At 66.2% G+C, this 11623-nt stretch carries 12 protein-coding genes; 5 read left to right on the forward strand and 7 right to left on the reverse strand.

Annotated elements, in window-relative coordinates; genetic code table 11:
* On the reverse strand, positions 1-393 hold a 393-nt coding region (locus ACRDUX_RS21740), incomplete at its 3' end, for a TetR/AcrR family transcriptional regulator (RefSeq protein ID WP_526416385.1).
* A 124-nt stretch (positions 394-517) separates the two neighbouring features.
* Between ACRDUX_RS21740 and ACRDUX_RS21745 the strand changes: the two genes are divergently transcribed.
* Together ACRDUX_RS21745 and ACRDUX_RS21750 are read left to right on the forward strand one after the other, a co-directional pair.
* Positions 518-1507 (forward strand): aromatic ring-hydroxylating dioxygenase subunit alpha, encoded by a 990-nt coding sequence (locus tag ACRDUX_RS21745; protein ID WP_526416387.1) that lies wholly within the window; start codon positions 518-520, stop codon positions 1505-1507.
* A gap of 103 nt (positions 1508-1610) precedes the next feature.
* Positions 1611-2351 carry a spirocyclase AveC family protein gene (locus ACRDUX_RS21750; RefSeq protein WP_526416389.1) on the forward strand — a complete coding sequence of 247 codons (741 nt, stop codon included), beginning with the start codon at positions 1611-1613 and terminating at the stop codon, positions 2349-2351.
* A 15-nt stretch (positions 2352-2366) separates the two neighbouring features.
* Here the strand turns inward: ACRDUX_RS21750 and ACRDUX_RS21755 are convergent, their stop codons facing one another.
* Genes ACRDUX_RS21755 through ACRDUX_RS21765 form a run of 3 tightly spaced genes read right to left on the reverse strand, consistent with a single transcriptional unit; the run spans position 2367 to position 5011 of the window.
* The gene (locus ACRDUX_RS21755) at positions 2367-3383 is read right to left on the reverse strand and encodes a DUF2889 domain-containing protein (RefSeq protein ID WP_526416391.1); all 1017 of its coding nucleotides are present in this window, start codon (positions 3381-3383) and stop codon (positions 2367-2369) included.
* Positions 3384-3393: 10 nt separating this feature from the next.
* Positions 3394-3822 carry a Zn-ribbon domain-containing OB-fold protein gene (locus tag ACRDUX_RS21760; RefSeq protein ID WP_526416393.1) on the reverse strand — a complete coding sequence of 143 codons (429 nt, stop codon included), beginning with the start codon at positions 3820-3822 and terminating at the stop codon, positions 3394-3396.
* 1 nt (position 3823) lies between these two features.
* Positions 3824-5011 (reverse strand): thiolase family protein, encoded by a 1188-nt coding sequence (locus ACRDUX_RS21765; RefSeq protein ID WP_526416395.1) that lies wholly within the window; start codon positions 5009-5011, stop codon positions 3824-3826.
* A gap of 109 nt (positions 5012-5120) precedes the next feature.
* Here ACRDUX_RS21765 and ACRDUX_RS21770 point away from each other — a divergent pair, with 109 nt between their 5' ends.
* Entirely contained in the window at positions 5121-5582 is a 462-nt protein-coding gene (locus ACRDUX_RS21770) for a MaoC family dehydratase (RefSeq protein WP_526416397.1), read from the forward strand.
* A 47-nt stretch (positions 5583-5629) separates the two neighbouring features.
* On the opposite strand, the gene ACRDUX_RS21775 is transcribed toward ACRDUX_RS21770, so the two are convergent.
* Positions 5630-6814 carry a transposase gene (locus ACRDUX_RS21775; RefSeq protein ID WP_526416399.1) on the reverse strand — a complete coding sequence of 395 codons (1185 nt, stop codon included), beginning with the start codon at positions 6812-6814 and terminating at the stop codon, positions 5630-5632.
* 109 nt (positions 6815-6923) lie between these two features.
* Between ACRDUX_RS21775 and ACRDUX_RS21780 the strand changes: the two genes are divergently transcribed.
* Both ACRDUX_RS21780 and ACRDUX_RS21785 read left to right on the forward strand, forming a co-directional pair.
* A complete protein-coding gene (locus ACRDUX_RS21780) occupies positions 6924-8117 on the forward strand; it encodes a thiolase family protein (RefSeq protein ID WP_526416401.1) in 1194 nt (397 codons plus the stop codon).
* An 85-nt stretch (positions 8118-8202) separates the two neighbouring features.
* A complete protein-coding gene (locus ACRDUX_RS21785; protein WP_526416403.1) occupies positions 8203-9762 on the forward strand; it encodes a class I adenylate-forming enzyme family protein in 1560 nt (519 codons plus the stop codon).
* On the opposite strand, the gene ACRDUX_RS21790 is transcribed toward ACRDUX_RS21785, so the two are convergent.
* Both ACRDUX_RS21790 and ACRDUX_RS21795 read right to left on the reverse strand, forming a co-directional pair.
* Positions 9763-11061: a TetR/AcrR family transcriptional regulator gene (locus ACRDUX_RS21790; protein WP_526416405.1), complete on the reverse strand. Its 1299-nt coding sequence runs from the start codon at positions 11059-11061 to the stop codon at positions 9763-9765.
* Between the two features lie 38 nt (positions 11062-11099).
* A complete protein-coding gene (locus ACRDUX_RS21795) occupies positions 11100-11411 on the reverse strand; it encodes an acyl-CoA synthetase (RefSeq protein WP_526416407.1) in 312 nt (103 codons plus the stop codon).
* Positions 11412-11623: the final 212 nt, after the last annotated feature.

Consider the following 11623-nt stretch of genomic DNA (forward strand, 5'->3'; position numbering starts at 1 on the left):
CTCATAGGTGGCCTCCAACGCCGCGGCAATGCCCGGCGCACCAGTTATTTCCGTGGACATGAAGGCCAGTGCGTCGCGGAATCGAGCCTTCTGCCAGCCGATACTCAAGTAATGCTCGATCCAGGCGGCGACCGCCCCGGCGGGCGTGTCCGCTGCTGCGATTGCGTTCTGCAGGTCGGCCATGATCAGGTCGCCTGCCCACGCCTGCATCGCGATGATCAGGTCGTCCTTGCACGCGAAATGCCGGTAGAAGATCCGTCGGTTCACTCCCGCTGTCTGCAGGATCCGCTCAATCGACGTGCTTGCGGCGCCCGAGGTGGTGCCGTCGCTGATCAGTCGGTACGCGGCCCGCATGATCGCGTCGCGTTCCGACTGGCGACCGTCATCCGTCATGCCACCGCTCCAATCCCCGGGAATGCCTTTCCCAAATTAACACGATTGTTGTGTGGGAACGCCATTCCCGATACCGTGGAGAACATTGAGCAGATGGTGCATTGCACCGCGTCGAGGAGGACATGTGAAAGGCCTGCCCAGCATGCAGCCGACGGGATGGTTCCAGGTCGCCTGGAGCGCCGACATCGCCGAGGGCGACGTCATCGGTCTGCGCTATTTCGGCGTCGAGCTCGTCGCCTTCCGGGATCTCCACGGCGCGGTGCACGTGCTCAACGCCCACTGCCAGCACCTCGGGGCCAACCTGTCCAAGGGCGGCTGCGTGGTCGAGGACGGCATTCAGTGTCCGTTCCACGGCTGGGTATGGAGCGGGGAGGGCCGAAACGTGCGTATCCCGTACGAGAACCGTCCCAACCGCGGACGCAAGGTTCGATCCTGGCCGGTGACCGAACTCAACGAGTCCATCTACATCTGGCACGATGCGTCCGGACGCGCCCCGATGTGGGAAGTACCCGACGGACTGCGAGTGCTCGGCGACCACATCCACGCTCGGGACTACCTTCCGGTCGGACCCGAGGCGCGGATCAGGTTCGCCGGAATCCACGTGCACCCTCAGGTCATCGCCGAGAACGCCGTCGATCCCCATCATTTCCGGTTCGTCCACAAGACGCCCGTCAGTCCGACCGTGCTGCGGGAGGACACCGACGATGTCACCTGGTCCGCGAAGGTCGGCTTCGGTCGACGGTGGAGCGACGGAGTCGACGAACCGGGGGAGACCACCAACACTTTGGAGATTTACTGGTCGGGTCTCGGCATCGCGTTCAACGGCGAGCACACCAGGGAGGGCTACCGGGTCATCGCCATCTGCGCCACCCCCGTCGACGATGCGACGTCAGACATCTTCTCCACCTACTGGATTGACGAAGCCAGCGGTAGGTACGACGAACGCCTCACGGCCGCCCAGGCTGCGTTGCCGGATGACATCGCGATCTGGGAGCACCAGGTCTACATGGACCCACCGGGCCTGACGACGTCGGAAGCCGCAGGGTTCAAGCAGTTACGTCTTTGGGCGAGAAGCTTTTATCCGGAGGGTGAGCCAGCCGCGGCCGTCCGATGACCACCGACGAGGCCCGCATCTCGAGATGGGTCGCTCAGCACCTGGGTGCCAGGGTCGTTCACCGCGTGTGCCAGCCATTCCCCGAACGCGTTGGTGAGTTGTCATGAGTGCCGCGAACTGGTTCGAAATCGTTTCCGCCGTCGCATTCGTGGCGCTGCTGGTCTGGGTGGTGATCGACACCCGCAAACGCGGCGAGCTGGGGGTACTCGGGCTGCTGGCCTTCGCCGGGTTCAGCATCTTCTGGCAGGAGTTCTACGCCGACTGGGGTGCATACCTGCTGTGGACGCCAGACTTCCACATGTTGCCGTGGGGTTCGACGACGTGGACCACCCCGGACAAGCCCGCGATGAATCTCACCTCCTACCCGGTGTTCATGACCGCGGCGTTCCTTGCGATGCTGGCACTTCAGAAGTGGGCGGGCCGACGTTGGCCGCGGGTTCACCCGCTCGTGCTCAGCCTGGTCACGGCAGGGCCGGTGCTGATCGTGTTCAACCTGGTCATGGAGTACGTCTCCGTGGAGACGCTCGGGCTGTGGACCTACGTCGACACCGTCGGACCGGTGGTGCACAGTGATGCGGGCACCATGCCATTGCTATACCCCAACATTCCGTTCGGGCTGTTTGGCGCCGTCACTGCCTTCCTCATCGGCTGGACCAACGCAGAAGGACGACCACGTTTCGAAGCGCTCATCGCCAAACCGGCCCTGCCGCATGGGCTCAAGCGCGACGTCCTGCGCGCGGTGGCGTGGATTCTGACGTTCAACGTGACCTACTGGCTGTTCCTGATCACTCCGACCCTGGTGCTCCGGCTGACCTTGGGCGAGCCATCGACCTTGGTGCCCTGACGTCCGGGCTGAAGGTTAGCCACCGCGTACCCGGGCGATCAACGCCTCGGCGTCGGCGACGCTGCGCAACAAGTCGTTGAGGTGGGTGCACGTGCTGGTGCCGAACAGTTCGCGCCGGACGCGGAAGTGGAGCTCGCCCAACGTCATTCCGGTGATTCGCGCCGCACTGGCCACCGCTCCCGGACATTCCTGCCAGGGCAGAACCCGCGGAGTGGCGTCCGAGGCGACGATCACGCCGGTGTCGGCGTCCACCGTGGCGGCCAGCGTGTACTCGTGGATGATCGTCTCGACGCCGTCCGTCCGCACGTAGGTGTCGCGGAACATCGCGTCGATCTCGAATCGCCCAGCTCCGTCGTCGTATACGTCGATCCGGCGCCGGCGGCGCATCGCCTGCGGCGGCAACTGCGCCACTGGGTGCCACGCCAACGGGTCATCGTCGTGATCGAGGTCGGGAGCCTCGGGGCCGGTGACGATCGCGGGGTCGCCCGCCTCGAACGAGGTCATCAGCAGCCCACCGGTCGCGAAGCCCGCGCACTGGTCGGCGACGGGAAGATAGCCCGACTTCCCGACGTCCCCGAGTATCCCGGACGCCGATAGCGCGTGGCCGGAGATCAACGTTGCGACGGGGACGTCGTCGAGCAGCGTGTAGCGAAGATCGCGAGTCGCCCGGAGCTCGGGAGCAGCCTTGTCGGCGGCGGCGCGGAACCCGCTCATCGCCGGTGCACCCGAGAGGTGAGCCACCGCTGCCACGGGTGGCACGACTTCGACGTGTCGGACGACGCGGGCCACCAGTTCGATGGTGGCCGACAATCCGGCCGCACCGAATTCGGACACCTCGCCGTCCTCGTCGGTCCAGATGTCGCGCGCCCGCCCGTTCAGGTAGACCGGATCCAGCGAACCCTCGTCGCGGGTCATGTCGATCGACGTGGTTCGGCGCGCAGACCGGCGGCGCCGCAGCGGATTACCGGTCGTCGGCTGGTGCACTCCGTGCAAGGGGTGAAGCCCGACGCGGGGGGTGCCCAGGTCCGTCACCCCTTGGACCCTAGCCCGCGGGGCGGAACGCGAACGTCAGCACCGGCTCGGCGTCGGCGGACTGCAGCGTCGTGGTGGTCGAAACGAGGGGCTGGCCGATCCGCAGCTCGGCCGGGGTCGCGTCGACGATCAATGTCTCCACCAGCACGCCCTCGGCCAACTCGACGAAGCCCACCACGTACGGCTTGAAGACTTTCGGATCCCGGTTGCCCTTGTACGGTAGAGGCGGCGGGAATTCCTGGGTGGTGTAGGTGTAAAGCGTTCCCTCGGTGGACAACTCGATCGCCTCGATGTCGTCCTGAATCTCCGCGTCGCCGTCGAAGAGTTCGGGCCGCTCGGCGGGGAACTTGATCACCCCCGACGAACGCCTGCGCGAGGCGAACAAGACGGTGCGCTCGCCGTCGACGCGGAACAGTCCCTCGGTGATCAGTACGGTCATCTCAGGCCACCTCGATGACCATCGCGGCACCCATGCCGCCGCCGGCGCACATGGACAGCACGCCGATTCCGCCACCGCGCCTGCGTAATTCGTAGATCGCGGAGGTGACCATCCGGGCACCCGTCGCGGCGATCGGGTGGCCGAGGCTGATGCCGGAGCCGTAGACGTTGACGATCTCCTCGTCGAGTCCGAGCTCGCGCGCACATGCCACCGCCTGAGCGGCGAATGCCTCGTTGATCTCGAAGAGCGCCACGTCCTCTAGCTTGCGGCCGGCCAGTTCCAACGCCTTCGGAATGGCCTTGATCGGTCCGCTGCCGGTGCGGGTCGGATCAAGCCCCACTTGTGTCCACGACAGCACGTTGGCCAGCACGTCCTGCTGGGTGTCGGGAGACGCCAGTGCGACGACAGCGGCGGCGTCGTTGATGCCCGACGAGTTCCCCGCCGTCACCGAGAAGCCCTCGATCTCCGGATGCAGCACCTTCAACCCGGCCAATGACTCCATCGAGCTGCCGCGGCGAGGATGCTCGTCCTCGGCGAACGTGATCGTGCTGCCGTCGGCCTGGGGTACCTGAATCGGGATGATCTCGTCGGTGAACGACCCGGCGTCGATGGCCTTGATGGCACGCTGATGGCTACGCAGTGCCCACTCGTCCTGGTCTTCGCGGGTGATCCCGTACTGGACGTTGCAGTTGTGCGCGACGGTGATGGACATGTCCATTGCCGGGGCTTCGGCGGTCGGCGGATGCGACTCGGGGAACCACTGCTCGTAGTCCTCGGCCGACTTGCCCTTGGTGAAGGGCTTGCGCTTCTGCAGTATCGGCCCGGTGGAGATCGACTCCATGCCGCCGGCCAGGATGGCGCGACTCATACCCGCAGCGATCTGCCCGGCGCCGATCGCGATCGCCGACAGGCTCGATGCACATTGGCGGTTCACCGCGAGTCCTGGGACGTCGACCAGGCCGAGGGCCACCGCGATGTAACGTGCGCTGTCGCCGCCGCCCTGCATGCTCTCGGCAAGAACGAGGTCGTCGAAGTCGGAGGCGTTGAGTCCGGAGCGTTCGATGACGGCTGTCACGACGGGCTTGGCCAGTTCGGTCGCCGGCATATTGGCCAGCGTGCCTCGGCGCGCCGTGCCGATGGCAGTGCGAGCAGCAGCCACGATCGCTGCGCGGGACGTGGTGTTGGCCATATGTCTCCCAAGATCGTCCGTTGTGCAGGCTGGTTGCCCGCCTGGCGGAGCTAGTCTATACCGTTAAATAGATATCGGTATTTCGGGTAGGGGACGACGGGAGCAGTCGGTGAAGGTGATCACGTCCGTGGACGACGCGGTAGCGACGATCGGTGAGGAACTCGGTGTCAGCCGATGGGTTGACGTCGATCAGGGGCGCATCAACGAATTCGCCGACGTCACGATGGATCATCAGTGGATCCACGTCGACGTTGAGAAGGCCAAGGCCGAGAGTCCCTACGGCGCAACGATCGCCCACGGCTTCCTGACGCTGTCGCTCATCCCCGGGGTGAGCAAGGACAATTACCGCGTCGAGAACGCGAAGATGGGCATCAACTACGGCCTGAACAAGGTCCGCTTCCTGTCCGCGGTGACGGCGGGCAGCAAGATCCGGGTCCGCTCTCACCTCGCCGATGCCACCCCCGTCGGCGACGACACCGTCAATCTGACGGTGCGCCACACCGTCGAGATAGACGGTGTCGACAAACCGGCCGCCGTCGCCGAATTGATTGCTAGGTTCGTCTTCTGTTGACGTCCTCCCTGGACTGGAGTCCGGGGATTCACTCCCCAACCCTTCACTTACGCGACAGGAGAAGCGAGTTGAGGTTCACGGTTCGCAGACCGCCTACCGGCGAGGTCTCCCCGTGCTGTCACCGCCCGTCCGGCGGCGATGTTGCGTGCGGCGTTGACGTCGGCGTTGCACCGTGGCGCAGTGCAGGCCTCGCACTCGAAGACCGCTTGGCTCTTGCGGTTCCCGGGAGCGACGTGCCCACACACCGAGCATCGTTGCGACGTATAGGCAGCCGGAACCTGCTCGACCCGACCAGCAGCCTTGTGCTGCAGGCGCGCGGCGAACAGTCCCCAACCGCTGCGGCTGATGGCCCGGTTCAGTCCACGCTTCTGCGCGACTCCGACACCGGGTCGCTCGACAGTCCCCCGCGCGCTGCGGGTCATTCCGCGCACGTTGAGGGCTTCGATCCTGATGGTGTCGAAACGCCGCGCAATGTCGGTGGTGGCCTTCTCGATCCAGTCCTTGCGCCGGTCGGCCTCACGCGCCTTGAGTTTCGCGATCGCCAGTTTGGTTCGGGCACGCCGGCCCGACCCACGCTTAGCCCGGGCGAGTCGCTGCTCCAATACCTTCAACCGCGTGGCCTCCCCGCGACTCAGGCCAGGAGCATGCAGGAGTTCACCTGTCGACAGCGCCGCCGAGACCGCGACGCCACGGTCGATGCCGACCACGCTGCGATCACCCGGACCGGCGACGGGGTGCGGGACGTGGGCGAACGCAACATGCCAGCGACCGGCCCGATCCCGGGTCACCCGGTAGGACTTGACACCCGCGGGCACCGGGCGCGACAGCCGGAACCGCACCCAGCCCACCTTGGGCACCCACACGCGACCGAATCGGCGGTTCAGTCGCTGGACGTGACGTGGTTTGACCGCGACTTGCCGAAACCCTTCGTGCACACCAGCTTTGCGCCAGCTCGGTCGACCGTGCGTGCCAGAGAAGAAGTTTTGCATTGCCTGCGCGAAGTCCCGCAACGCCTGCTGCTGCACCGTCTGACTGCCGGCCCGCAGCCATCCGTACTCCACGCGAGCCTCTGTCAATTGCGCGGCCTGCTCGGTGTAACCCGGAGCCTTGCGTCCTGGTCGCCAATATTGATGCTGTTCCACCGCGAGATTCCACACATACCGCGCGTCCCGGCAATGCGCCAGCAACGCCTCTTCCTGCTCAGCAGCGGGCACCAGCCGAAAACGCGACATACCCGCACGCTAACCACCGCCACCGACATCGGAGACCTAGCGCGTCAGCGCCATACTGGGGATCGGCCTCCGAGGATTGACATCCAAGGTGTCCAGCTAAAGGAGATTCATGATGAGAGGACCATTCGACGGAAAGGCCGTCCTCACCGGGGCTGGCAAGTCGCAGGTCGGCCGGCGGCTGGGCCGCACCGGACTGGACCTCACACTCGAGGCAGTGCTTCGGGCGATCGAGGACGCCGGGTTGAGCGTGGACGATGTCGACGGCATTGCCAGCTATCCGGGCCCGGGCGTGCCCGACGCCGGGTTCTCCGGAGCCACCGTTCAGGAGGTGCGCAATGCACTGGGACTGCGCTCCCGGTGGTACGTCTCGGCGATGGAGACGGCGGGCCAGATCGGCCCTGCGATCGAGGCGTGCATGGCGGTCAGCCTCGGCCTGGCCAACCACGTCGTGGTGTACCGGTCGGTGTGGGAATCCACCGCCGCGGCGCAGGCGGGCGGCGGCCGGGCCTCGGTGCTGTTCGGGGGCGGCGAACTGCCCCCGCACCTGGAATGGATGGCGCCCTTCGGTGCGTTGTCGGCGGCGAACTGGCTGTCGATGCCTGCCCAGCGCTATATGCACGACTTCGGTCTGACGCGCGAGCACCTCGGCCGCATTGCGATCAACGCCCGCACCAACGCCGGGCTCAACCCCGACGCGGTATACCGCGAGCCGATGTCGATGGACGACTACCTCGGCGCCCGGATGATCTCCGAGCCGTTGTGCCTCTACGACTGCGACGTGCCCTGCGACGGCGCCACCGCGGTGATCGTCTCGCGCCGCGAAGCTGCCAATGGACTGCCGCGGCACCCGTTGACGGTGGAGTCGGTGGGGCCGGGCATGTTCGAACGGGCCACGTGGGACCAACGCGCCGACATCACCACGATGGCCGCGCACGACTCGGCCGTCACGCTGTGGGAGCACACCGCGCTGACGCCTGCCGACGTGGACATGGCCCAGCTCTACGACGGCTTCTCGTTCCTGACCGTGATGTGGCTGGAGGCGTTGGGGTTCTGTGACCACGGCAAGGTCGGTGAGTTCGTCGGCGACGGTTCGCGTATCGCGCTGGACGGGTCGCTGCCGATCAACACCAGTGGCGGACAACTCTCCGGAGGTCGGTTGCACGGCATGGGCTTCCTGCACGAGGCGTGCGTGCAGATGTGGGGTGAGGGCGGCGACCGTCAGGCCCCGAAGACGCCAGAGGTCGTGGCTGTCGGAGTCGGTGGCGGCCCCGTGGCCGGGTCGATGCTGCTCAGCAGCCGGTAACGGCGGCGGACGTGAACGTGACCGACGATCTCCACTCGGTCGTGCTCGCGTCGGTGTATCGAGTGCGCAATCCGAGGAGCCGTTGATGGGTGGCGACGGATACGACATGACTCTCGGTGACATCGTTACAGACAACGCCGTGCGTTTCGGCGACGTGATCGCCTACCGGGACGGCGACCGCACTGTCACCCACGCCCAGTTGCGAGACCGGGCGGTACGGCTGGTGTCGGCGATGGCCGCGGCGGGGGTGCAGCGCCAGGACCGCGTTGCGGTGTTGAGCCGCAACGGCATCGAATTCGGCGAGGTCATCGCGGCCACTCAGCTCAGCGGAATCATCCTCGCGACCGTCAACTTCCGGCTCTCACCACCGGAGATGGCCGATGTGCTGACCCGCGTGGACCCCTCGGTGGTGTTCGTCGGCGACGAGTTCGTCCCAGCGCTCGCCGACATCGTGTCGCGGTTGCCGTCGGCGCCGCTCGCGGTGGTCATCGGTGGCGAGGCGCCCGCGGGGATGACCGGTTACGAGCAGTTCGTCGCAGGCGGCCGAGGTGGCGAGCCCGAGTTCCTCTCCGCCCCCGACGACATCGCCTGCTTGCTGTTCACCAGCGGCACCACCGGAGCGTCCAAGTGCTGCATCGTCGGGCAGCGCGAGCTGCGCCGAATCGACTACGCGATGAACAACGAAATGCGTTGCGGCAGCGCTGATCGTGGCCTGATCAACATGCCGATGTTCCATGTGGGCGCGCTGGCGATCGTCGGTGGGCTACACGCCCGCGGGGGTACGGTCGTGCTGCAACAGCAGTTCGACCCTGCCGAAGCAGTGCGGTTGATCGCCGACGAGAACATCACCGTGCTGCACCTCGCGCCGGTCATGCTGAAGGCGCTCCTCGACGAGGTCGGGAACGCTTCGGGGATGAAATCGATTCACACGGTGGTCTATTCGGCTGCACCGATGACCGTGACCACGCTGCAGCGGGCGATTTCCACACTTCCCAACGCGGGCTTTCTCAACCTGTACGGGCAGACGGAGGTCATCGTGTCCGGGCTGCCGCGCGAACTGCATGCCCTCGATGGCCCTGACGCTGAGGAACGTTTGCGCTCAGTGGGTTTCCCGTTTCCCGGCACACAGGTGCGCATCGCCGACGGAGACGGACACGACGTGTCCACGGGGGAGGCGGGCGAGATCGTCGTGCGATCGGACTCGATGTTCCGCGGCTACTTGAACGACACGGCGGCCACCGAGGCGACGCTGCGCGACGGTTGGTGTCGCACCGGGGACGTCGGTCGTCTGGACGAGCGCGGCCTGCTGTATCTGGTGGACCGAAAGAAGGACGTCATCATCAGCGGCGGAGAGAACGTCTACTCACCCGAGGTCGAGGACGCGGTCGTAGCCGTCGACGGGGTGGCCGCCTGCGCGGTGGTAGGAGTGCCCGACGCGAAGTGGGGTGAGGCGGTCTGTGCGGTCGTCGTGCCACGCAGTGGTGCGTCGCCGACGCTGGAAGCGGTTCAGGAGCACGTGCGGCGAAGCCTGGCCAGGTACAAAGTGCCGCGTCGGATGGTGCTGGTGACCGAACTGCCGGTGCTGGCCAGCGGCAAGGTGGACAAGAAGCGGCTGCGCGCTGACCTGTCGACAGGTGCACGCTGACTATGCCGACCGCAGGATCGAACGTCGCAGCAGGTTCACCATGAGCTCGGCCGCCCGCTCGTCGCTCTCTTCCTCGCCGGGGGACGTCGGCTCGGTCATCCGTCCCAACACCGCCAGGAACACCGCGCCTGCCACTTCGCGGTCGACGCCTGCCGGAGGTTCGACGGCGGTCAGCAACGCGTCGATCGCGCCGTGAATCGCGCCGATGCCGTGGTCGACCACCGCGTCGGACAGTTGCTCCGCCACCGTTCCGTCGAACCAGGCCCGGATGACCCCGCGGTACTCACGATGAAATCGGACGTAGCCGAGCATCCACGTGGTCAGTGCGCCCGTGGCCGTCGCCGGCAGGGTCGTGGCTTGCTCTTCGATCTCGCTGACTGCCCGGCGGGTCAGTTCGGCGAGGATCTCGACCTTGGTGCTGAAGTACCGATACAGGGTCGCGCGACTGACGTCGGCGGCTGCCGCGATCTCCTCCATGCCGACTGCGTAGTACCCGCGTTCAGCGAACAGGGTCGAGCTGACCGACAGCACATCGTGCGCGATCGGGGTCAACGGCGTGGCGGTCGCCGTGGGCGATTCGACCGGTTCTGTTGCCGGCAGGTTCGGGCCGGTGCGGTCGCCGACGTCGTGCGGGGTTGCCGCGCCGATGACGTCGGCCGGGGTGTCTGGGAACAACATCAGCTGCAAGGCGACCGACAGCGACCACGACACGACGGGCCGATCCGGCAGAGGGAACATTGCCCGGTACCGGTAGAGGTTCACCATGTGCGGAATACGGCCAAGAGCTGCGGCGGCATCGTGGACGTCGAGTCCACGCAGGTCGGCGCTGCGGAGGCGGTCGGTGACTTCGATGCGGTATTTCTCGGCGACCTCGCCGGCATCGATGACGGACAATCCCGTCGGGGTGCCGATGCCGGGAAACTCCGCGAACACGGCCGCGTGAGCGTCATAGATGTCGGCCCATTCCACTAGCCAACGATGCAACTCCACGAGGCCGGCGATCGTCGGGCCGAGTACGCCCAGCCGTTCGCCGTGCGCGAGGACATCACGTTCCGACTCCGCGCTCAGTTCGCGGAAGATCTCCTCCTTGCCCGCGAAGTATTGATACACGGTGGCGCGCGAGGCATTCGCCGCCTTGGCGATCGTGTCGAGTGAGGCTCCGTGAAACCCGCTGGCGAGGAACACCTCCGCCGCGCTGGCCAGGATGCGGTCGCGGGTGTGCAGGCCACGGCGCCCGACCCCGGCGTTCGCAACGGGGGCGTAGCCGGGCCGACGCGTCTTGTCAGGAATCGACCCCATGGGTGCAGTATCCCGGTGGACACGCACCGGCGCGGCGCTCACGTCGCCGGGGGTCCGGGGAGGTTGCGCTTGGCCTTCCCGGGATAACCGAAGAACTTCTCGAAGTTGGTGTCGTTGATGGGTTGCGCACTGTTGCGGGCCGCAGCCGATCGGAGGGCCTCCAGGCGGGCGACTGCCTTCTCGCGCCCTTCCTCGGAGCCGGACTTCTCCAGTCGTTCGACCTCGGCGGCGGCGGCGGCGACTTCGAGCCGGAGTCGTTCGCCTGCTTCGCCGAAGGTCAACAGGTCGTGGTCGTCTTCGTCGACCTTGTCCCGCGCTGCGGCTCCCACGGGCTGTTCAGGGGAGTTCATGTCGTGCCTCTCAACCTATGGACGCTTGTGGTGTACGTCATATAGTCTGTGAGACGAAGCGTCAGAAAACAAGACGTTGCGTCAGAACCCAATCAAATCAGTCAGATGCGAAGGAGCATGCGATGCCGCTTCAGGATCACCACCAGATCGTGTCGGTCGACGACCACCTCGTCGAACACCCGCGGGTGTGGCAGGACCGGCTACCGCAGAAG

This window comes from Mycobacterium sp. (assembly GCF_050701675.1).
Classification (GTDB): domain Bacteria; phylum Actinomycetota; class Actinomycetes; order Mycobacteriales; family Mycobacteriaceae; genus Mycobacterium.